Annotated in this window: 15 protein-coding genes; 7 read left to right on the forward strand and 8 right to left on the reverse strand. The window is 67.7% G+C overall.

The features are described from left to right. Positions 1-25: 25 nt before the first annotated feature. From RTM68_RS05385 to RTM68_RS05405, 5 genes are all read right to left on the reverse strand, one after another. Positions 26-1,306, reverse strand: a complete 1,281-nt coding sequence (locus tag RTM68_RS05385) for a nucleotide sugar dehydrogenase (RefSeq protein WP_312168999.1) — start codon at positions 1,304-1,306, stop codon at positions 26-28. A 12-nt stretch (positions 1,307-1,318) separates the two neighbouring features. After that, on the reverse strand, positions 1,319-2,044 hold the full coding sequence (locus tag RTM68_RS05390) for a polysaccharide deacetylase family protein (protein WP_312169000.1): 726 nt from the start codon (positions 2,042-2,044) through the stop codon (positions 1,319-1,321). Continuing rightward, entirely contained in the window at positions 2,041-3,036 is a 996-nt protein-coding gene (locus RTM68_RS05395; protein WP_312169002.1) for a glycosyltransferase family A protein, read from the reverse strand. Before RTM68_RS05395 ends, RTM68_RS05390 begins: the two co-directional genes overlap by 4 nt. Positions 3,037-3,244: 208 nt before the next feature. Then, complete coding sequence (locus RTM68_RS05400; RefSeq protein WP_312169004.1) at positions 3,245-3,940, reverse strand: acyltransferase; 696 nt, start codon at positions 3,938-3,940, stop codon at positions 3,245-3,247. Beyond that, a complete protein-coding gene (locus RTM68_RS05405; RefSeq protein ID WP_312169007.1) occupies positions 3,933-4,673 on the reverse strand; it encodes a CDP-alcohol phosphatidyltransferase family protein in 741 nt (246 codons plus the stop codon). The genes RTM68_RS05400 and RTM68_RS05405 overlap by 8 nt, the downstream gene beginning before the upstream one ends. Positions 4,674-4,884: 211 nt before the next feature. On the opposite strand from RTM68_RS05405, the gene RTM68_RS05410 reads away from it, so the two are divergent. The 4 genes from RTM68_RS05410 (at position 4,885) to RTM68_RS05425 (ending at position 16,163) form a co-directional block, all read left to right on the forward strand. Further along, on the forward strand, positions 4,885-5,490 hold the full coding sequence (locus RTM68_RS05410) for a hypothetical protein (RefSeq protein ID WP_312169009.1): 606 nt from the start codon (positions 4,885-4,887) through the stop codon (positions 5,488-5,490). 66 nt (positions 5,491-5,556) lie between these two features. After that, positions 5,557-10,665, forward strand: coding sequence for a PKD domain-containing protein (locus tag RTM68_RS05415; RefSeq protein ID WP_312169011.1), 5,109 nt, complete (start codon positions 5,557-5,559; stop codon positions 10,663-10,665). A gap of 253 nt (positions 10,666-10,918) precedes the next feature. Next, the gene (locus RTM68_RS05420) at positions 10,919-12,508 is read left to right on the forward strand and encodes a hypothetical protein (RefSeq protein WP_312169013.1); all 1,590 of its coding nucleotides are present in this window, start codon (positions 10,919-10,921) and stop codon (positions 12,506-12,508) included. Next, positions 12,477-16,163, forward strand: coding sequence for a PKD domain-containing protein (locus RTM68_RS05425; protein ID WP_312169052.1), 3,687 nt, complete (start codon positions 12,477-12,479; stop codon positions 16,161-16,163). The genes RTM68_RS05420 and RTM68_RS05425 overlap by 32 nt, the downstream gene beginning before the upstream one ends. Before the next feature lie 53 nt (positions 16,164-16,216). On the opposite strand, the gene RTM68_RS05430 is transcribed toward RTM68_RS05425, so the two are convergent. Both RTM68_RS05430 and RTM68_RS05435 read right to left on the reverse strand, forming a co-directional pair. Further along, positions 16,217-17,224, reverse strand: a complete 1,008-nt coding sequence (locus RTM68_RS05430) for a glycosyltransferase (protein ID WP_312169014.1) — start codon at positions 17,222-17,224, stop codon at positions 16,217-16,219. Further along, positions 17,221-18,489: a hypothetical protein gene (locus RTM68_RS05435; RefSeq protein WP_312169017.1), complete on the reverse strand. Its 1,269-nt coding sequence runs from the start codon at positions 18,487-18,489 to the stop codon at positions 17,221-17,223. Before RTM68_RS05435 ends, RTM68_RS05430 begins: the two co-directional genes overlap by 4 nt. Here RTM68_RS05435 and RTM68_RS05440 point away from each other — a divergent pair. Together RTM68_RS05440 and RTM68_RS05445 are read left to right on the forward strand one after the other, a co-directional pair. Next, positions 18,488-20,047: a lipopolysaccharide biosynthesis protein gene (locus RTM68_RS05440; protein ID WP_312169020.1), complete on the forward strand. Its 1,560-nt coding sequence runs from the start codon at positions 18,488-18,490 to the stop codon at positions 20,045-20,047. The genes RTM68_RS05435 and RTM68_RS05440 overlap by 2 nt on opposite strands. Continuing rightward, the gene (locus tag RTM68_RS05445) at positions 20,044-21,048 is read left to right on the forward strand and encodes a phosphotransferase (RefSeq protein WP_312169022.1); all 1,005 of its coding nucleotides are present in this window, start codon (positions 20,044-20,046) and stop codon (positions 21,046-21,048) included. The genes RTM68_RS05440 and RTM68_RS05445 overlap by 4 nt, the downstream gene beginning before the upstream one ends. Positions 21,049-21,096: 48 nt before the next feature. Here RTM68_RS05445 and RTM68_RS05450 read toward each other — a convergent pair whose 3' ends face one another. After that, complete coding sequence (locus RTM68_RS05450) at positions 21,097-22,629, reverse strand: polysaccharide biosynthesis tyrosine autokinase (RefSeq protein ID WP_312169025.1); 1,533 nt, start codon at positions 22,627-22,629, stop codon at positions 21,097-21,099. A gap of 129 nt (positions 22,630-22,758) precedes the next feature. Here RTM68_RS05450 and RTM68_RS05455 point away from each other — a divergent pair. Then, the coding region (locus RTM68_RS05455; RefSeq protein WP_312169027.1) for a hypothetical protein at positions 22,759-23,339 on the forward strand (581 nt) is incomplete at its 3' end.

Consider the following 23,339-nt stretch of genomic DNA (forward strand, 5'->3'; position numbering starts at 1 on the left):
CCCGACTTTCTCTCTGTCATTCAGGTCACAGGCGTTCGATGCCCTCGCCGCGTAGGCGGTTGCGTGTGTCGAACACCGGCACGCCGCTCTCCTCGAGCACCCCGTAGTCGACATCATCGTGGTCGGTGATGAGCACGATGACGTCGTATGCGTGGAAGTCGACCGCGGACGGGGCGACTCTCTCGACCGTACGAGGCCAGTGGTGCTCCTCGACATGTGAGTCCACCGCGTGAACGACAGCGGACTGGTCCTGCAGGAGCTCGATGAGCGGAAGCGCCGGAGACTCACGGATGTCGCCCGTGTTCTTCTTGTAGGCGAGCCCGAGGAGAAGCACCCGGGCGCCGTTGAGTGCGCTGCCCTCCTCGTTGAGGCGCCGACTCACGCGCTGCAGCACGTACTCAGGCATGTGGTCGTTCACATCGTTCGCGAGTTCGACGAACCGGAAGCTCTTGCCGAGCTTGCGGCGCACCTGCCACGACAGGTAGCTCGGGTCGACCGGCAGGCAGTGCCCGCCGACACCCGGGCCGGGCGTGAACTTCATGAAACCGAACGGCTTGGTCGCGGCGGCGTCGATCGACTCCCAGACGTTCACGCCCAGGGCGTGGGCGAACACGGCGAGCTCGTTGACGAGCGCGATGTTCACGTGGCGGAAGGTGTTCTCGAGGAGCTTCGCCATCTCGGCTTCCTTCGGCGAGCTCACCGGCACGATCGTGTCCACGATCGCTGAATAGAACTCCGACACCTTGGCCAAGGAATCGGGATCGATTCCGGAGACGATCTTCGGAGTCTCCTGAAGACCCCAGGTCGGGTTGCCCGGGTCGATCCGCTCCGGGCTGTAACCGGCGAAGAAGTCGGTGCCCGCGGTGAGTCCGGAGCCTTCCTCGAGCAGCGGGATGAGCAGTTCCTGTGTGGTGCCCGGATATGTCGTCGACTCGAGCACCACGAGCGCGCCTCGCGTGAGCTGCGGCGCGAGAGACTCGGCGGCGCTCTCGATGAACGAGAGATCCGGGAGCGTCTCGCGGAGCGGCGTGGGCACCGTGATCACAGCGACGTCGAAGTCCGCAGCATCCGCGTAGTCGGACGACACGCGATAGTGGCCCGAATCGAGAGCGGCGCGGAGCTCCTCATCGGAGATGTCGTCGACGTGAGAGCTCCCCGCACCAAGGCTGGCGACACGGCGCGGATCGAGGTCGAGCCCCACGACCTCATGACCGATCGCGACCGAGCGCATCGCGACCGGAAGTCCGACATACCCCTGCCCGATGACGACGACCTTCTTTGCCTCACGGCGGTTCTCCTCAGTCATCTTTCTTCCCCTTCATCGTTTGAACCAGATTCCCTTCACCGGCGAGCCGGAGGTCAGTGCCTGCGCGAGACTTCGCGCGTGGAGTCCCCGCTCGCGGTAGGCCGCGAGGATGCGGGTCGCGAGGGCGCTTCTATCGACATCCGGTGGTGAATCGCTGCGCCCTCCGTCCGCGAAGCCCGCGTACGAGTCGTGTGACAGGAGGATCGCCCCCGGCTCCGCGCCGCGGAGCGCTCGCGCGACCCGCTGCTCGGTCGTCGCCTCGCGGGAGTCCCACGCGGTGGGCCCCCACAGCACAGGCTCGAGACCCGTGGCCTTGACCGCGCGGAAGCTCGTGAGGGACTGCAGGCCGTACGGAGGGCGGTACCAACGCACCGCCGTGCCGGAGATGTCCTCGAGTTCGGCCTTCGCCGACGCCGTCCTATCTCGAACCTGGCGGTACCCGAGGCGCGAGATCGGACGATGATCGGGCCCGTGCAGCGCCACCTCATGACCGGCGGAGATGAGCTCTGCGAGCAGCGAACGATGCTGCCGCGCTCGCGTCATCAGGACGAAGAACGTCGCCGATGCGGACTCTTCGCGGAGAACGTCGAGAACGCGCTCGGTCTCCACGGGATCCGGGCCGTCGTCGTAGGTGAGTACGAACTCGGGACGGCTCGTCCGCACACGTACGATCGACCCGAGCGGTCCACCGTGACTGCGAAGCCATCGTCGTGCGCTCGCCGGGACGAGCCTGCTCATGCCGAGCTGCCGGGCCGGGAGTACGCGGAATAGGTCTGCCCGATGCTCGCCGAGATCATTCCGGCTCCTCGATAGGCGAGTCGCAGGCCCCGCGCATCGTGGCGGATCGATCGGGTCACCCGTCCGAAAAGGTGCCTGGCGTACCCGGCGACGACGCGGGCGGCTCCGCCCGTGAGCCCCTTGGCGCGGATGAGCAGTCGGCGGGCGGCGCTCGACTCGAGTCGCAACTGCACCAGGATCGAAACGTTGCCGTGGCTGAACGACCTCTTCAGCGCCCAGGGGCGGGTCTGGCGCTCGGGCTCGACGGTGTCTTCGGCGACGGACTCGTTGCACCAGACGAGGCGCGCGCCCGTCTTCTTCAGGCCCATGCTGAACAGGGTGTCGGACCCGCCGCCGAGGCCGATCCGCTGGTCGAATCGCACTCCGCTGCTGCGGACCTGATTCAGATCGAGCAGCAGGTTCCCCGTCGCCGCGACGCCGATCTCGGTGCCGGTCGGACGCTGCGGGCGGCGGAAGAGTCCGCTTTCGAGCACCCAGGGGTCGGCGTCGGGATCGAAGAGCGACACCACCCGACCCATCACGGCCGCCGGTCGACCGGACGCCGACCAGGTCGCCAGCAATGACGAGATCCACCCCTCGAGGGGCACCTCGTCGTCATCGATGAAGGACAGCAGGTCGACATCGGCCGCCTCGTCGAGGGCGCGGTTGCGAACCGCCGGGATGCCCGGAGTCGCTTCGGCGACATAGCGGGTGGCCACTCCGGCGTACTCACCTTCGACGACCGACCGAGCCGACTCGGCAGGGTCGTTGTCGATCACGAGGATGGACACTGCTCCCGCCTGGCCGGCAGGGATCAGCGGCGCGAGCTGCTCTCCCACGAGTTGCAGTGTCTGGACCAGACGCTCGGGGCGCTTGAAGGTCGGAATGGCGACGACGAGTGATGCCTCGTCGCTCTTCCGCGATTGCGCCGTGCGTTCGTGTGCTGCGTGCATGTGGTTCCCCCTCGGAGCCGACGTGCCTGAATCAGATATGTGCGGTGAACCGGACGGACGGTGATCGTCGATCGACGGCACGCAGTATCACGTGACCGCAGGGCGCGTGTGTCGCTGCTCCCGCGGGTGCGCCAGAAACTTCTGACATCCCCAGATCCCCAAAATCCTTCCAGCCATGCCGTCCCCACGGTCATGACTGTGGATCAGCTTACACATTTCCGCCGTCGCCGCCACCCTTCGATGTATCGCGGGTGCGGATGACCTTCGCCGGGCTGCCCGCGGCGATGCTGAAGTCGGGGATGTCGCGCGTGACGACACTGCCGCTTCCGATCACGACTCCGCGGCCGATCGTCACCCCCGAGGTGATGGTCACCCCGCTGCCGATCCAGCAGTCGTCGCCGATCGTGACGGTGCCGCGCTCGACACCCTGGGACTTGATGGTCACGCTCGGATCCGAGAAGACGTGGTTCTCGGAGAAGACCCGCACGCCGGGGCCGAGCATCACGTCATCGCCGATGACGATGGTGCCGGAGCAGCCGATGAAGCAACCGGTCGCGAAGCTCGAGCGATCTCCGACTCGCAGTCCTTCGCCGACCTCGCCGCCGTAGTACGACGACGGGCGGATCGCAGTGCCTGCGCCGATCGACACCCCCGAGCCGAACACGATCCCGTTCTTCGAGAGCCCCTGAAGCTCGACACCGTCCTCGATCACGAGCCGACCCGCGTAGCGGATGAACGACAGGTTGGTGATCCGCGTCCGACGGCCCAGGAAGAGTTGCCCGCCGGCCGCCCCGAAGAACGGACGACGCATGAGGCCTCGTGCGACCATCGCGGCGGCCCGGCGATACGCACTCCACTTCGCCGCGCGTGCCCTGCCCGCGGAGAGGCCCGAGAACTCAGGCATGTCCGGCCCCGATCGATCCGAGCGATCTGTGCCAGCGGATCACCGAGGCGATCAGGATCAGGGCGTTCACCGCCAGCAGCGCCGAATACAGCGTGATGAACAGCCAGGGGACCCAGAGCGTCGCGAACACGAGGATCAGCAGCCCGTAGTCGGCCGGCAGCACGATCAGCGCGTAGATCGGCGAGTTCCGGAACGCGGCCTTCGACGCCGTTCCGGCGGATCCGACGCGACGGATGAGCTCGGTGAGGATGACCCCGAAGAAGAAGACCGAACCGACGACCTGGAATCCGAGGGGGATCAGCAGCATCGGCGACTCGACATCGTAGAAGCGCCACCAGCAGATCAGGACCGCGATGTGGATCGTGGCCATCTTGGTGGCGTCGACCATGTGATCGAGCCACTCTCCTCGGGGCGATCCACCGCCTCGGAGACGTGCGAGCTGTCCGTCGGCGGAATCGAGCGCGTAGCCCAGGACGAGCAGGAGCACGATGAGCAACGACGTGCCGAGCGTCGGCGGCGCCAGCGCTATGAGCGCGATCCCCGCGAAGGTGAACAGGGCGCTGACGGCGGTCACCTGATCGGGGGTGCGTCCCCAGGCGAAGGCGACGGCGGCGAAGATTCGCCCGACCGGACGGTTCACGAACCGCGAGTATGCGGGTGCTCCTGAGTTGGACTTCTGCGCGGCCCGCAGCGAGGCAAGCGCTTCTCGGACGCCTGGCGTCTGCTGGGACATGGATCCTCCGGTCGATGCTGATCGGGGCGGCGGGCTCGCCGGTGCGACCGTGCAGAGCGTCGGTCGGCTCGACCTCCCCAGGGCCGACCCGCGCCGGTGACGCGCGGTTGCACTGACTTTAGCCGACGCATCGACCGTTCGTCCCGCACGCGGTAAAGTTTGCCCGAACGCCGAGATCGCACAGTCGTCGAGGCGCAGGGGAGAGGGACCCATGACTCGAACGCGCAAGACGATTCTCATCGTGGTGGGGGCGATCCTGGTGCTCGCCGTGGCCGGGATCATCTGGTTCGCGGCGGCGCAGGGCACTCAGCAGGACGCAGAGCCGACGCCTGTCGTCTCGACGTCCGTGCCGCCGACGCCCAGCGTCTTCCCGACTCCCACCCCGGGATCCACCGATGTCGAGCCGCCGGCGTCCGAGCCCATCGAGACCGACATCGACGATGTCGCCACCGTGGTCGAGGGAGTGACGGCCGAGGTCGTCTCGATGACGGCCTTCGAATCCACGAGCGAGCAGCCCGGCGATCTCGCCGGTCCCGCACTGAAGGTCGTGGTGCGGGTCACGAACTCCACCGACGCCCCGCTCGACCTCGGGGGCGCGACGGTGAACCTCGCATCCGGCCCCGATCAGAGCCCGGCTCCTCCACTGGGCGACACGGTGGCGACGGGTCTTCCCGCGACGCTTGCGCCGGGTGAGAGCGCAGACGGCGAGTACTCATTCTCGATTCCGGTTGACGCGCGGAGCGATGTTGGGGTTACAGTTGACCTGTTGACTGGCGAGCCTTATGTCGCGTTCAGGGGTGCGGCACCCGCCAGTTAGCGATAACTGGGGTTATCTGGGGATCTCGTCCTTCACGGGACGTGTCAATTCATTGGGGAATGAATTATGGCTGTACAACTGGGGATTCTTGCGCGCGCGCGGGCTGTGGGCCGGGCGGTTCTCGTCACGGCGACCGCGGGGGCGGTGATCGCAGCGGGGCTCGTCTTCACGCCGACCGCGGCGACCGCCGACACCGCGCCGACCGCTGCGGGCACACCGAAGACCGTGACGACCGACGCTCTGCCGACCGTGCAGATCAACGGTGCGGCCTGGGACCAGGTGATCGTCGGCGACACGGTGTTCGCCGCCGGGACGTTCACGACCGCCCGGCCGGCCGGCGCCGCCGCAGGCACGCAGGAGGTGGCGCGGAACAACGTCCTCGCGTACGACGTGCGAACGGGGGATCTGCTTCCGTTCGCGCCCGACGTCAACGGGCAGATCAACACGATCGCCGCATCGCCCGACGGCCAGCGCCTGTACATCGGCGGTGACTTCACCATGGTCGACGGTCAGCCGCGCAACCGCGTCGCCGCGTTCGACCTGGCCGGAGGGACCCTCGTCAGTACGTGGGCGCCGAGCGTGAACGCGTCGGTGCGAGGCATCGTCGCGACGAACACCGCGGTCTATTTCACGGGCAACTTCGGGCGCGTCGCCAGCAACGACCGCAGTCGCGCGGCGGCGGTGACCTCGGCAGGCGAGCTGCTGCCCTGGGCTCCGGTGCTCGACAACAGGGGCAACGACATCGTCGTCTCCTCCGATGGGCAGAAGGTCGCGCTCGGAGGGCACTTCACCACGGTCAACGGGTCGTCCAATCCCGGGTACGGCATGGCGCTCGTCGACGCGACGAGCGGCGCACTGCTCCCGTTCGCGGCCAACGGAATCGTGCGGAACGGCGGCGAGGACAGTGCGATCTGGTCGCTGACCACCGACGGCACCAGTCTCTACGGGACCGGGTACACGTTCGGCGGCGGCGGCAACCTCGAGGGCATCTTCAAGAGCGACTGGGCGACGGGCGGTGTGACGTGGGTCGAGGACTGCCACGGTGACACCTACAGCGCGTACGCGACACCCGACGCGGTTTACGGCACCGGCCACGCTCACTACTGCGAGAGCGTCGTCGGCGGATTCCCGCAGAGCGACCCGTGGACCCACTACCGCGCGGTCGCGTTCTCGAACTCCGTCGCGAGGACGACACCACAGGGCGTCGCCCTCGGCTACGCGAACTGGGCCGGAACACCCGCCCCGAGCCTGCTGCACTGGTACCCGACGTTCGACACCGGCACGGTGAGCGGCGCGACGCAGGCGGCGTGGAGCGTCACCGGCAACGCCGACTACATCGTGATGGCCGGGGAGTTCACCAAAGTGAACAACCAGATCCAACAGGGGCTCGTGCGCTTCACGACGACCGAGAAGGCCCCGAACGCCGATGGGCCGAGACTGAGCGGCAGCACCTGGGTGCCGACGGCGACCGCGGTCGCCTCGGGCGCCGTGCGCGTGACGTGGCCGCTGAACTGGGACCGCGACAACGAGTTCCTCGAGTACAAGGTGATCCGCGACGGTGTCAACGGATCCCCGATCCACACGACCACCGCTCGTTCGAAGTCCGCCGACTGGGGTCTTCCCGGCATGGCCTTCGTCGACTCGGGCGTGGCAGCGGGCAGTACTCACACCTATCGGGTGCGGGCACAGGATGCCAAGGGCAATGTGGCCTGGAGCACCACCATCACGGCGACCGCCGGCACGTCCGGAGACCTGGGTGCTTCGTCGTACTCGCAGGCGGTCCTCGCCGACCGGCCGATGCACTACTGGCCGCTCAACGACACGGGCGCAGCATCGTCCGACTGGGCAGGTGCCAACAACCTCGCGGTCCGCTCGGGCGTGACGCGGGGCGTCGAGGGTGCGCTCGCGACCTCGACGATCCCGGCCTCTCGCTTCAACGGCAACACCTCGGGCTACGCCTCGACGGAGACCGCAGTGAGAGGGCCGCAGTCGTTCTCCGCGGAAGCGTGGTTCAAGACCACGACGAAGGCGGGTGGACGGATCCTCGGATTCGGGAAGAGCTCGACGGGCACCTCGGCATCGAGTGATCGCCACATCTACATGGACACGAGCGGTCGACTGAACTTCGGCATCTATCAGGGTGAAAGGCGTGTTCTCACGTCTCCGAACGCCTACAACGACGGTGCGTGGCACCACGTCGTCGCGACGATGGACCCGGTCGCGGGGATGACCTTCTACGTCGACGGGGTGCGTGTGGGTCAGCGGACCGACTCGTACTCGGCCGAGATCTTCAGCGGCTTCTGGCGCGTCGGAGGCGACGCCACCTGGTCGGGTGCACAGTACTTCGCCGGGACGATCGATGAGGTGGCCGTCTACGGTGCGCCGCTCTCCGCGGCGCAGGTCGCACAGCACTTCACCGCCGCCGGCCGCACGCCGACTGTGCAGAACCCGCCCGCCGATGCCTATGGCTCGGCCGTCGTGAAATCGGATCCGACGCTCTACTGGCGGCTCGCTGAGAGCACGGGAACCGTGGTGCAGGATGCCTCGGGGTCGGGGCAGCGCGGAACCTACGTGGGGACGAACACGAAGGGGCAGACGGGAGCGCTCCATGGCGTCACCGACACGGCCGTCACGTTCGGGGGTGGGCAGGCGATCAGCCAGACCTCGTTCGTGAACCCCGTGGTGTACTCGACCGAGGCGTGGTTCAAGACGACCTCGACCTCCGGCGGCAAGATCGTCGGCTTCGGCAGCAGCGCGACAGGCAACTCGTCGAGCTACGACCGCCACGTCTACATGACCAACACCGGACAGCTCGTCTTCGGGGCGACCAACGGGGGACAGGTGCGCCTGACTTCGAGCGGCGCGTACAACAACGGGCAATGGCACCACGTCGTCGCGACCCAGGGCTCCTCGGGCATGCGGCTCTACGTCGACGGTGCGCTTGTCGGCGAGAACACCAACAAGACGGCGGGCAACTACACCGGCTACTGGCACGTCGGAGGTGACGTGTCGTGGGGTCCTGGAGGCAACACGTTCCTCGGCACCATCGACGAGGTCGCCGTGTATCCCTCGGTGCTGTCGGCGGTGGCGGTGAGCGACCACTACAGCCTCGGGCGTGACGGTGTGACGGTGAACAAGTTGCCGACGGCGAGCTTCGCTTCGCAGGCGTCCAAGCTGAAGGTCGATGTCGACGGCTCCGCGTCCGCCGACAGCGACGGGTCGATCGTGTCGTACGACTGGAACTGGGGCGACGGAAGTGCTCACGGTACGGGTGCGACTGCGAGCCACACCTACGCCGAGGCCGGGACGTACACCGTGACGCTGACCGTCACCGATGACAGGGCGGGGACGGCGGAGAAGACCGCTTCGGTCGTCGTCGTCGCGAACGTCGCGCCGACAGCCGCGTTCACATCGGTGCTGTCACCGCTGAAGATCGACGTCAACGGGTCGCCGTCCACGGACGCGGACGGGTCGATCGCCTCGTACGACTGGAACTGGGGTGACGAGAGCGCCCATGGTTCGGGCGCGACGGCGACGCACACGTATGCGGCGGCGGGCACCTACACGGTGACGCTGACCGTGACGGACAGCGACGGTGCGACGACGACGAGAACGGAGTCCGTGTCGATCTCGGTGGGCGACGGAATCCTCGCGTCCGACGTCTTCGACCGGACCCTCGCGAGCGGCCTCGGTGAGGCCGCTAAGGGCGGTGCGTGGTCTCTCGCGAACGCGGCATCGAACTATGCCGTGGATGGGGCGGGCGTGTTCCGGCTCACCGCGGGTGGTGCGCTGCGGACGGCTTATCTGCCGGGTGTGTCGTCGGCGTCGACCGAGGTCACGGTGGATGCGACGTTCGAGTCGGTGCCCGTGGGCGGCAGTGTATGGGCGCAGGCTCTGGCTCGTCGGATCGGTGCGGATGATTATCGGGCTCGTGTGACGGTCGCGGCCAGCGGCGCGGTGAGTCTGCAGGTGCTGCGCAGCGGCACGACGTTGGCGACGCAGAATCTCACGGGTCTGACGGTGACGCCGGGCACGACGCTGACGTTGCGGGTGGAGGCGTCGGGCACGAATCCGACGACGATCCGTGCGAAGGCGTGGAAGGCGGGCACGGCGGAGCCGGCGGCGTGGCAGGTGAGTGCGACGGATTCGGCAGCGGCGCTGCAGGCGCCCGGTCAGGTGGGTCTGGCGGCGTATGCGGGCTCGGGTGTGTCGAACGTGCCGTATCTGGTGCGGTTCGACAACCTGGTCGCGAAGATTCCGGGCACGGTCGTGCCGGCGCCGAATGTGAACCCGGTGGCGTCGTTCACATCGTCGGCGAACGCTCTCACGCTGAGCGTCGACGGGGCGGGGTCGACGGATTCCGACGGCACGATCACGGCGTGGGAGTGGGACTTCGGCGACGGGGCAGCGGCTACCGGTGCGACGGCGTCGCACCCGTATGCCGCGGCCGGGACGTACACGGTGACCCTGAAGGTCACCGACAACCGCGGCGGCACTCACACCACCACGAACAGTGTCACGGTCGCCGCTCCGGAGCCGGAACCTGTTGTGCCGTTGGTGCTCGACGAGTTCGACCGCACGGGTGCCAACGGCTGGGGCTCTGCGGCCACAGGCGGCGCCTGGTCGTACTCGACCACATCGCTGTCGGCGTACTCCGTCGACGGGGCGGCGGCGAAGGTCGCCGTCGCGGCCGGATCCACGCGCTCCGCCTATCTCACGGGAATCTCGTCGGAGTCCACCGACTTGACCGCGACGACGAGCGTGGCTCAACTGCCCGTCGGTGGCAGTGCCTTCACGTCGTTCATCGCGCGTCGGGTGGGTGCTGAGGATTATCGTGCGCGGGTCGTTGTCGCGGCGAACGGTGCGGTGCAGCTGCAGGTGCAGCGCACGGCGACGACGTTGACGGCGGCGAACATCGCCGGGCTCACGCTCGCGGCCGGTGAGGAGCTGCAGGTGCGGGTGCAGGCGTTCGGCACGAACCCGACCACGATCCGCGCGAAGGTGTGGAAGACGGGCACGACCGAGCCGACGGCCTGGCAGGTGTCCACGACGGATGCGACCGCAGCCCTGCAGGCTCCGGGCCATGTCGGTGTCGCCGCCTACCTCGGTTCGGGAACCACCAACGTGCCGTACACCGTGTCGTTCGGCACCATCAAGGTCGTTCCGGTCCTCTGAGCCGGCAGCGCCCGAGTCGCACCGCAGACTCGGCAGAGAGATCCGCAGGACGTCAGCGACGTCCTGCGGATCTGTTTTTGCGCTATATCAGATTGATCTGTGTTCGCTCTAGACGACCCACATAGATTCCGGTATTCTGGCGATCGTTGCACACAAGCCGTCTTCCGTGAAGGGGTTCGCGAAGGCAGGCGGATGCAGCGTCTGGGGTACTGGGGAGCACTCATCGAGTGCACTGAATTTGGGGAGCGAGCACATGGGTGTTCTGCGCGATTTTCTGGGGAACAAGAAGGCGTCCGGACTGCGGTTCGGTACGACGCTCGCAATCGGGGCGTTGATCGCCAGCGGTCTGGTGCTCGCACCGGCGGCCGCCAGCGCCGACACGGCGCCCGTCGAGGCCACCGTGCCGGCGACCGTGTCGACCGATGTCCTCCCGACGGTGCAGGTCAACGGCATCGTCTGGGACCAGGTCATCGTCGGTAACACGGTCTACGCGGCCGGCCAGTTCGCGACGGCTCGCCCCGCGGGCGCCGCCGTCGGCGTCAACGAGGTCGCGCGCAACAACGTCATCGCCTACGACATCCGCACCGGTGCGATGACGTCGTTCGCGCCGAACGTCAACGGTCAGGTGCGCTCCATCGCCGCATCCCCCGACGGCAAGCGGCTGTACATCGGCGGCGACTTCACCGCGGTGAACGGCTCCACCCGCAACCGTGTCGCGGCATTCGACATCCCGGCGGGTACGCTCGTCGGCTCGTGGGCCCCGAGCGTCAACGCCTCGGTGCGTGCGATCACGGCCACGAACTCCGCCGTGTACTTCACCGGCATCTTCGGCCGGGTCGCCAGCAACGACCGTGTGCGAGCCGCTGCGGTGAGCTCGACGGGAGCCCTGCTTCCCTGGGCTCCGCAGCTCGACAACCGAGGCAACGACGTCGTCGTCTCCGGTGACGGCACCAAGGTGGCGCTGGCCGGGCACTTCACGACGGTGAACGGTTCCTCCAACCCGGGCTACGGCATGGCGCTGGTCGATGCGACGACCGGAGGGCTGCTGCCGTTCGCCGCGAACAGCATCGTCCGCAACGGCGGCGCCGACGCCGCGATCTGGTCGCTCACGACCGACGGCGACAATCTCTACGGAACCGGTTATCACTTCGGTGCGGGTGGAAACCTCGAGGGCATCTTCAAGAGCGACTGGGCGACCGGCGGACTGACCTGGGTCGAGGACTGCCACGGTGACACCTACAGCGCGTACCACCCCGTACGGCCTCGGATACGGCTACTACGACTGGGGCGGAAACCCCGCACCGCGACTGCTGCACTGGTACCCCACGTTCAACACGGGGTCGGTGAGCGGCGCGAACCAGGGCCCGTGGAGCGTGACCGGCAACGGCGACTACGTGATCATGGCCGGCGAGTTCACCCGGGTGAACAACCAGCTCCAGCAGGGTCTCGTGCGCTTCGCGACCACCGAGAAGGCGCCGAACTCCGACGGCCCGCGTCTGAGCAGCAGCACCTGGGTGCCCGCGGCGAGCTCGATCGCCCAGCAGACGATGCGCATCAGCTGGCCGCTGAACTGGGACCGCGACAACGAGTTCCTCGAATACAAGCTGATCAGGGACGGCGTCAACGCCTCTCCGATCTACACCGCGACCGCCCGATCGAAGTCGGCCGACTGGGGTCTTCCCGGCATGTCGTTCATCGACAAGGGGCTGGTGCAGGGCAGCACACACACATATCGGATCAGAGCAGAAGACCCGCACGGCAACGTGGCGTGGAGCAACACCATCACCGCGACGGTCGACGGCTCAGGCGCCATGCCGGCCTATTCGACGACAGTGCTCGATGATGCTCCGAGCAACTACTGGCCGCTCAACGACTCCGGCTCCTCGTCGATCGACTGGGCAGGTTCCGGCGACCTCGCCGTCCGCGACGGCGTGACGAGAAGCGTCGACGGCGCACTGACCCCGGCATCCGTTCCCGCGTCGAGCTTCAACGGCACGAACTCGGGCTTCGCGACGACGCAGACGGCGATCGAGGGTCCGCAGAAGTTCGCGATCGAGGCCTGGTTCAAGACCACCACGAACCAGGGCGGGAAGATCGTCGGATTCGGCAACAGCCCGACCGGGACCTCTTCCGCTTACGACCGTCACGTCTACATGGACCCGAGCGGTCGGGTGAACTTCGGTGTCTACCCGAATGCAGAACGCGTGGTCAGCTCGTCGTCGGCTTACAACGACGGAACGTGGCACCACGTCGTCGCATCGCTCGACCCGACCAGGGGCATGGAGCTGTACGTCGACGGTGTGAAGGTCGCGCAGCGCTCCGACACGACGTCCGCGCAGTCCTACACGGGCTACTGGCGCATCGGCGGCGACTCGACCTGGGCGGGCTCGCAGTTCTTCAACGGCGCGATCGACGAGGTCGCCATCTACAGCGGCGCGCTGTCTCGCACACAGGTGCAGGAGCACTACGTGGCCTCGGGACGCACGCTCGAGGGTGCTACGCCTCCGAGCGACGGATACGGTGCAGCCGTGTACGCGTCGGAACCGACGCTGTACTGGCGCCTCGACGAGACCTCCGGGTCGGTCGCGGCCGACGCTTCAGGGTCGTCGCAGCGCGGCTCGTACTTCGGCGCTCACACCAAGGTGGCCACGGGTGCTCTCGACGGCGTTCCCGGTGGAGCCACCACCTTCGAGGGCGGCCAACTGATCAGCCAGAAGTCCTTCGTCAACCCGGCCGTCTATTCGACGGAGGCGTGGTTCAAGACGACCACGAACTCCGGCGGCAAGATCATCGGCTTCGGCAACGGCGCGACGGGCAATTCCTCGAGCTACGACCGCCATGTCTACATGACGGATGCCGGTCGCCTCGTGTTCGGCACGTGGACGGGTCAGATGAACACCATCACGACGGATGGCGCCTACAACAACGGACAGTGGCATCACGTCGTCGCCACGCAGGGTCCCTCCGGGATGGCGTTGTACGTCGACGGTGCGCTCGTCGGCAACAACCCGAACACCGGCGCCGAGAACTACACGGGTTACTGGCACGTCGGAGGTGACGTGACCTGGGGCCCCGGTGGTTACGAGTTCGCGGGCACGATCGATGAGGTCGCCGTGTACTCCACGGTGCTGCCGCCCGCGACGGTCGCCGACCACTACAGCCTGGGCAGCGAGGGCGCTCCGGCGAACAAGCTGCCGTCGGCAGAGTTCGCATCGCAGGTGACGAAGCTGAAGGTCGACGTCGATGGAACCGCATCCGCGGATGAGGACGGGACGATCGTCTCGTACGACTGGAACTGGGGTGACGACAGCGCGCACGGTGTCGGAGCGACGGCGACGCACACCTATGCGGCGGCCGGCACCTACACGGTCACGCTGACCGTCACGGATGATCGGGCGGGCACGGCGCAGAAGACCGCCTCGGTGGTCACGGTCGCCAACGTTCCTCCGGCGGCGGCGTTCACCTCGTCGGTGACACCGCTGAAGGTCGCGGTGGATGCCACGGCCTCGGCCGACTCCGACGGTTCGATCGCGTCGTACGACTGGAACTGGGGCGACGACAGTGCGCACGGTTCCGGCGCGACGGCGACCCACACCTACGCGGCGGCAGGCACCTACGCGGTGACCCTGACGGTGACGGACAACGAGGGCGCCTCGACGACCAAGACGGAATCCGTCGTGGTTCCGCCGGTGCCGGCGAATGCGCCACCCGCGGCTGCGTTCACGTCGACCGTCAACGGCCTCGTGGTGTCTGCGGACGGCGGCGGGTCCACGGACTCGGACGGGTCGATCGCCTCGTACGACTGGAACTGGGGTGATGAGAGTGCCCATGGTTCGGGTCCGAACGCGACCCACACGTATGCGGCGGCGGGCACCTATACGGTGACGCTGACCGTCACCGACGACGACGGTGCGACAGCGACCGTGACTCACGACGTGACTGTGGAGGCGCCGGCTGGACCGAGCGTCCTGGCGACGGACGCGTTCGGACGCACGCTCGCGAGCGGCCTGGGCTCCGCCGATCAGGGTGGCGCATGGTCTCTCGCGAACGCGGCATCGAACTACGCCGTGGATGGGGCGGGCGTGTTCCGGCTCACCGCGGGCGGTGCGCTGCGGACGGCGTATCTGCCGGGTGTGTCGTCGGCGTCGACCGAGGTCACGGTGGATACCACGTTCGCGACGGTGCCGGTGGGCGGCAGCGTGCAGGCGCAGGCTCTGGCTCGTCGGATCGGTGCGGATGATTATCGAGCTCGTGTCACGGTCGCGGCCAGCGGCGCGGTGAGTCTGCAGGTGCTGCGCAGCGGCACCACGCTGGCCACGCAGAACCTCACGGGTCTGACGGTGACGCCGGGCACGACGGTGACGTTGCGCGTGGAGGCGTCGGGTACGAATCCGACGACGATCCGGGCGAAGGCGTGGAAGGCGGGCACCGCGGAACCGGCGAGCTGGCAGGTGTCGACGACGGATGCGACGGCGGCTCTGCAGGCTCCGGGACAGGTCGGTCTGGCCGCGTACGCGGGAGCGGGCGTCTCGAACGTGCCGTACCTGGTGCGGTTCGACAACTTCGTCGCCAAGACGCCCGGCGCCGTGGTGCCGACCCCGAACGTGAACCCGGTGGCCGCGTTCACGACGGCGGCGAACGCCCTCACTCTCGCCGTGGACGGGACAGGATCCACGGATTCCGACGGCTCGGTGACCGCGTGGGAGTGGGACTTCGGCGACGGGGCTGTGGCCACCGGTGCGACGGCGTCGCACCCGTATGCCGCGGCCGGGACGTACACGGTGACTCTGAAGGTCACCGACAACCGCGGCGGCACTCACACCACCACGAAGAGCGTCACCGTCACGGCGCCCACACCTCCGGACCCGACCCAGCCGCTGGTGCTGGACGAGTTCAACCGCACGGGCGCCAACGGATGGGGTTCTGCAGCCGCAGGCGGCGCGTGGTCGTACTCGACCACGGCATTGTCGGCCTACTCGCTCGACGGCGCGGCGGCGAAGATCGCCGTCGCAGCGGGATCGACTCGCGCGGCCTATCTCGCGAGCGTGTCCACGGCTGCGGCGGATCTCACAGCGACGACCTCGGTGGCTCAGCTGCCGGTCGCGGGCACCGTCTACACGTCGTTCATCGCGCGTCGGGTGGGTGCTGAGGATTATCGTGCGCGGGTCGTTGTCGCGGCGAACGGTGCGGTGCAGCTGCAGGTGCAGCGCACGGCGACGACGTTGACGGCGGCGAACATCGCCGGGCTCACGCTCGCGGCCGGTGAGGAGCTGCAGGTGCGGGTGCAGGCGTTCGGCACGAACCCGACCACGATCCGCGCGAAGGTGTGGAAGACGGGCACGACCGAGCCGACGGCCTGGCAGGTGTCCACGACGGATGCGACCGCAGCCCTGCAGGCTCCGGGCCATGTCGGTGTCGCCGCCTACCTCGGTTCGGGAACCACCAACGTGCCGTACACCGTGTCGTTCGGCACCATCAAGGTCGTCGCCATCCCCTGACCGGGCGGCGCTGAGTCACGCCGACACGAGCAGCACAGGGATCCGCGGATGCGTCACCGACGCCCGCGGATCTCTGCTGCGCGGGCATAGGCGGCCGCATGCTGGCGGGCTGTCAGCGGCCACTCCCGAGCGCTCAGGTCGGGCGATCCTTCGGGGATGCCGTGCCCGAGCGCGTCGCGGATCGCCCGCGTGAGCTCGGTGTCGGCGTCGAGCAGGTGCACCCACGACGCGCCGACCTCCTGCTGGAGGTCTCGCGTCACCGCGTTGTCGGGCACGAGCACAGGCCGGTCGAGCGACAGCGCCAACAGCGCCACCCCAGAGTTGTGCAGTTGACGGTAGGGGAGTGCGACGAGAGCCGACGAGGAGATGATCTCGACGATCCGTCGGTCGTCGACGAAATCGAGCTCGAGGGTGATGCGCTCCGAGCCGGATGCATTCTCGACGAGAACCCGGCCGAGTGCGGCATCCGCCGGCTTCCCCGCGACGTGCAGCCGGAACGCTCCCTCCGCAGAGTCGTCGGCGACGGCCTCCACCAGCTCTTCCATGCCCTTGTATGGCCGGATGTGTCCGACCACGCTCACCAGATCGGCTGTCGCCGCCTGTCGCCCGTATCGCGCGAAATGATCGCGGTAGTGACCGTGAGGGATCAGCACCCGCTCCGCAGCCGACTCGGTGCGTGTGCGCTCGTTGAGGAGGATCCAGAGCGTGGTGAGACGGTTCCATCGTCGCAGGATCGCGCCGTCCACCGTGGAAGTGGACTCATGGGGCCGTTCGTTGTGCGCAGTCCTCACGAGAGCCGTCTTGGTCAGAGCGAGCCGGCTCTGAAGGGCCGTGGTCAGCGCACGACGTACCCAGCGCTTCGGACCGCTCGACGCCGACGTGAAGATCTCGGGCCAGTGGACGTGGAGGACGTCGTAGCGGCCGAGGATGGCGGTCCGCCAGGAGAACAGCCGCACATCGACCTCGCGCCCGACGGCGTCGACGAGCTGCACGATGTAGGGATTCGTCGTGTCGCGGATCGCCGGTGTCGACATCATGACCCTGAGCGGCCTCGCGCTCATCGGGTGAAGGCCTTCTCGCGCCACGGCGACTCCTCGAAACGAAGATGGGGCCCGGCCAGGGCGAGCCCGAGGGCGAGGCCGAAGAAGGGCGCTGAACTGTAGATCGGGTTGAAGAACAGGTTCCAGGCGGTGATGATGACCGCGAACAGCAGAAGTGCTGTGGCGGTGCCCCGGGCGAGCTCCACGGCCACCCTGCGGACCATCACGACGACGGCGATCACGAGGAAGATCACCACAGGCCAGCCGAAGTAGGCCCAGAGATCGCCGGTCACGGAGTGCAGCTCGAACTTCGTGGGGCCGAACATGAAGTTCTCGACGTACCCGTTGTTGGGGTCGTAGCTGATGACCTGCATTCCGGACTTGGCGACGAGGATGTCGGTCGGAGAGGCGATGGTTCCTGCGCCGAACCCGAGCGGACGGCTGAGGAACAGAGCGGCGGTGGCAGCCAGCTCGGGGCGGCCGCCGACGAGGATGGAGCCCGCGCGATCCTGCTGCTCGACGGAACGTGCCTGGGCCTCCTCGCCGAGATAGCCCTCGACGAGGAGACTCGTCCCGATCAGATAGACCGTGAAGCCGATCGTCGCCGCCCAGATGAGGACCTTCGCCGCCGACATCCGCTTGTTCGAGATCCGAGGCATCGCCTGCCAGGCGAGGAGCAGCAGCACGATCGTGAACACGCCGAAGAACGCGCGCGAGTCCATCGCCACGGACACCAGCGCGAGTGCGCCGAGGGCGACCATGTCGGACAGGCGCCTGCGGGCTCGGAGAGTGAGTGACAGCACGATGACGGCGATGGGAAGCCCGATCGCGAACTTCCAGGGGTTCTCGGCGAAGGTCGAGGGTCGCATGACCGCCGCCGCGACCATGCCGAGACCGTAAGTCACTCCGATGATCCACAGGGGGACGAAGCGCTGCGCCCAGATCACGATCCCCGCGACCATGGGAACGCTGAGGAACAGGAGGGTCGTGGCGATGAGGGTGCTCTGCGAGGTGTCGTGATTCTGGGCCGCGACGGCCGTCAGCCAGACGCCGGATACGGCGGAGAGGGCGGCGGTGATCGCGAGCCAGAGACCGGCTCTGCTCGCCACGAGCCGTGGCACCCACAACGGGATCAGGGCGAACGCGAGGATCTGCCCGATGCTGACCCCGGACCCCACGAAGATCCGAGCGCCGATGAGGAACAGTGTCAGCAGCGCCAGTGCGGCTTCGGCGTCGGTGAAGAACGTCCTCTGGAGACGTGCGTTCTGAGGCGCGATCGTCATCATGCGTGGCCCCCCAAACGCCTCCGCGGCTGTATCATTACCCTCAACGAGTCTACGGGCTCATCGGGGCGGAATACTGGGGGTTTGGGGAGTGGTCTCTCAGCGCGCGTCTTTGGGGGATGCGGCCGCACGCGGAGCGAGTGTGACACTGGCAGGGCAGTTGTACCGCACGGTACTCCAGTTCGTCTCGATCTTCGTGCTCGCGCGTCTGCTCACGCCAGACGATTTCGGGCTCATCGCCATGGTCGCGGCTGTGATCGGCATCTCGGAGCTCTTCCGGGACTTCGGCCTGTCGAGCGCCGCGATCCAGGCCAAGCACGTCTCGATCGGCGAGCGCACGAATCTGTTCTGGGTCAACACGGCACTCGGTGCCGGTTGCGCTGTCATCGTCGCCCTCGCCGCACCATTGGTCGGCCTGCTGTACTCGAAGGACGAGGTGCCGGCGATCGTGGTCGTCATGTCGATCGGCTTCGTGCTGAGCGGAATGGTGACGCAGTACCGGGCCGACCTCACCCGCCGGATGCGATTCCTCGGGCTTTCCGTGACCGAGGCCGTCGCCCCCACGGTGGGGTTCGCGGTCGGTATCATCCTCGCGCTCCAGGGGTTCGGGTACTGGGCGCTGGTCGTGCAGCAGCTGTCCTCGTCGCTGGTGCTCCTGGTGCTGTCGATGGTCATCGCCCGGTGGCTCCCCGGACTGCCTCAGCGACGCACGTCGATCCGGCGGTTCATGCGATTCGGTGCGGCGCTCTTCCTGACGCAGCTGATCTCCTATGGAACGAAGAACGTCGACAACATCGCGATCGGCGTCGTGTGGGGAGCCGGCCCTCTCGGCTACTACGACCGGGCCTATCAGCTTCTGATGGCGCCGCTCAATCAGATCAACGCGCCGATGACGCGCGTCGCGCTCCCCGTGCTCTCGAGGATCCATGAGGAGAAGGAGAGGTTTGCCGCCTACCTCTTGAAGGCTCAGATCGTCGGCGGATATGCGACCGCGACTCTCTTCGCCCTCGCTGCGGGCATGGCCCCGGCGATCGTCGACGTGCTCTTCGGGCCGCAGTGGGCCCCCATGGCCCCGATATTCGCGGTGCTCGCGATCGGCGGCGTGCTTCGCGCCACGGCTCAGGTGTCGTACTGGATGTTCCTCGCGACAGCGAATACGGGGGCGCAGCTGCGCATGTTCCTCGTCGTCCGGCCCATCATGATCGTGATCATCCTGGCGGGGCTGCCGTGGGGTGCGTTCGGAGTCGCTGTCGGCAGCACCGTTGCCTACGCGCTGCACTGGATCGCCTCGCTCGTCTGGGCGTCGCGAGTCACGGGAGTCCCCGCGAAGCCGCTCATCTCGAACATCCTCCGCATCCTGCTGACAGTGTCGGTGCCGTGCGGGCTCCTGGCGCTGGGTATCAGCGCGCTGGGCTGGACGTCGATCGCGACGGTCCTCGTCGCCGTCGGAGCCAGTGTCATATATCTGCTGCTCCTGATGCTCGTCTCGCGTCGCACGCGCGAAGATCTGCTCACCGTGGTCTCCTTCATCCGCCGCTCGCTCGGACGGCGCTCGCGATGAGCAACGGCTTCGCGCGGGAGCGGGCGGCGAAGGCTGCGGTAGCGGCCGCACTCAGCGGCAGCGCCCACGACGTGGCGTCGGGAATGTGGCGGATCCTGGACACCCGGTCGGCGGTTCTCGTCGAAAAGGGGTGGGGGGTGACCGCAGCCCTCGCTCACATCGATCGCGGCCGCGGGCTGAAGAGAGCCCTCCTCGATCTGAGGCGCCTTCTCGCCGCGCCGAGGCTCGTCCGTGTCGGTGGCAGTCGCTCGACTGCAGACCCCCGCGGCGCGACGCTGCCCGTGCGAGTGCTGATGACCAAGGACGGCGGGCTGGTCGGCTTCGACCGCTCGGAGTCGACCGTGACGCACCTGCGCCGGACTCCGCTCGCGCCGCAGTACCGCGGGCGTCGTGCCGAGCTCGGAGAAGTCTACGGGGCTGTCGAATGGCATCTTCGCGACGACGACAGGCTGCTGATCGAGGCCCGTGTCCCGGGACGTCCGGCGCGGTTCTGGGAGTCCGCAGACCGCATCGCCCTGCTTCGAGAGGTCCTGGTCATCTCGACCGCCCGGCTCCGCGCCGACTCCGTCAGGAAGACGCTCCTCGACGAGGCGCACGCAGCGCTCGACGGGCTGTCAGGCCGATCGCGGTGGGACGAGGTCGCCCAGGTCGCCGACCTCGTCGGCGAGGTGCCGTGGCCGATCGCTCACGGCGACCTGACCCCCGAGAACATCCTGGGGCGCGGCCCCGCGGACTGGAGTCCGATCGATTTCGAGGATGCGCGTCCCGCCCCGTTCTTCTTCGATGCGCTCTCACTCGCAGTGAGAGACGACGAGATGCGCGCCGCGCTGACGGGCGGCCACCTCGATGAGGAGTGGCGTGAGCTGCTGGCGGCCGCACGCGTCGACCCGGCGGTGCTCACTCCGGCGATCGCACTCGATGTCGTCGCGCTGCTCGCCGCAGATCATCACCACCGTGAGCACGGTGGCGACTTCGACTACACGTTCGCATCTCTCACCTGAGAAGCGTGACCCGCAGGGCGTCAGCGGAGGGACGTCGGCGGCAGGGCGTCAGCGAGGAGTCTTCTCCGAGGAGTCCGTGTCGGACTTCTTCGCCGTGTCCGCGTCGGCCTGCTTCGCCGTGTCCGTGTCAGCCTTCTTCGCCGCGTCCGCGTCGGTCTTCTTCTTCGCGGTGGCCCGCTTCTCGGAAGACCGCGTCTCAGGAGCCTTCGCGTCGCTCCCGTGCGTGGTGGGCTCGGCTTCTTCGTAGTAGCTCGACGAGGAGTGCTCCGGAGGAACCGCATTCAACACGAACCCGATCACCCGGGCGCCCGCACCGGTGAGAGTGTCGACGGCCTTCCGCAACGACTGTCGACGCGTCACCTTGTAGCGGCCGACCAGCAGGCTCGCGCCCGATGCGCGGGCCAGCGTGAGCGTGTCGCTCACCGGAAGAACCGGGGCGGAATCGACGACGACGAAGTCGTAGTTCTCGCGGACCTCACGGAGCAGGTCCTGCATGGCTGCCGAGCTCACGACCTCGGTCGGGTTGGGCGGACGCAGGCCGCTGGTGAGCACGTCGATGTTCCGCGTGCCCCAGTTCTGGATCGAGTCTGCGAGGGACGCCTGATGGGTCAGCGCCGTGGTGAGACCCACCGATCCATCGAGGCCACAGGCTTCCGCGATGCGGGGGCGGCGAAGATCGGCATCGATCAGGAGTACGCGGGAACGACGCTCCGCAAGGGCGAGCGTGAGATTCACCGCAGTCGTCGTCTTGCCCTCGCCCGCGAAGGCCGACGACACGACGACCATCCGGAGGTCCCCGTCGATGTCGGCGAAGTCGAGGCTCGCGGCGAGACGTCGATACGCTTCCCGCGTCGAGGCGGAGGAGTCCCACTGTCCGCTGATCGAGGACCGCAGCGCCCGGCGCTTGCCGCTGGGTCGGGGGATGCGCCCGAGGAAGGGGATGCCGGCGGAACGCTCTGCATCCTCTTCGGAGCGGATCCGAGTGTCGAGGAGCTGCTTGAAGATGGCGTAGATGACCGCGAGGATCAGACCGAGAGCCGCGCCCGTGACCGCGATCAACCGCGTGTTGGGCGCGAACGGGAACTGCGGCACGCTCGGTGGCTGCACTGTCGTGAGGACGATCGACGGGCGGCCGGCCGCGTCCTTCGGGGAGAGGTCGCTCGTCACCGTCGCGAGCGACTCCATGACCGCGGCAGCAGTCTCCTGCGCCTGTTCCGGATCGGTGCTGACCACGGTGAGCGTGACGATGACGGTGTTGAGTTCGACCTCGGCCGTGATCGACTCGGCGAGACCCTCGACCGTCTTGTCGAGCTTCAGGTCCTCGATGACCGGCCCGAGCACGGCGGGCGTCGTGGCGAGGTTCGCATAGGACTGCATGAGGCTCTGGGTGTACTGGGACCCCTGCACGAGTTCGCTCACCGTGTCTCCGCGCTGCGAGGAGACGTAGGCGCTCGTCGTCGCCTCGTACTGGTCGGGCTGGATCGTCGCATAGGCGAACCCTGCGACCCCGCCGATGAGCGTCGCAGCGACGAGCAGATACCACCGGTCGCGCAGAGCCGTGAGGTAATCCTTCAGATCCATGTTCTTCCCCCGTACTGAATCCAGCTGTCTGTCATCCGTGATGATTTTCCCCCCACAGGATTCACTCTCACAGAGCAGGCACGCAGGTGCGCTGTATAGCCTAGAGGTACAGGCATGTGAGGAGAATGAATGCGGCCCGAATCGGTGCTCGCCGTCTGCGCGGCGAATGTCTGCCGATCACCGGTCATCTCGTTCCTCATGGCTCGGGAACTCTCGACGCTCGGTGCACCGGACGGATCGGTCTTCGCGTCGGCCGGCGCCAGCGCCCGCGGCGGTGTCGCCGTCTGCCACACGATGAGGTCGAGATTGGCTGCGCAGCCCGGGTGGTCGCAGTTCACCGAGGGATACCGCTCGGTGCGGCTGGCTCCGGAGCACATCGATGCGGCCGAGCTCATCCTCACCGCCACGGCGGCGGAGCGGGGAGCGGTGGCGCTGCTGATGCCCTCCGCGCGGACGCGCACGTTCACTCTGCTCGAGGCTGTCGCGCTCGCGGAGCACGCACGCGCGAGCGGAGCCGCGACGGCGACCCTCGATCTCTCGGCGGTCGCCGAGCTGATGAACGAGCAGCGCGGGCTCGTCGAGCCGCCGAGGCCGTCGCGATGGCGCCGGGAGGAGCCCGGAGCGGTCTTCGACATTCCCGACGCGCACACGACCCGCGCGCGCCATGAGCGCGTCCTGCGAACGATCGAGGCGGCGACGTCTCGGCTCGG

Source organism: Microbacterium sp. (assembly GCF_031988965.1).
Lineage (GTDB): Bacteria > Actinomycetota > Actinomycetes > Actinomycetales > Microbacteriaceae > Microbacterium.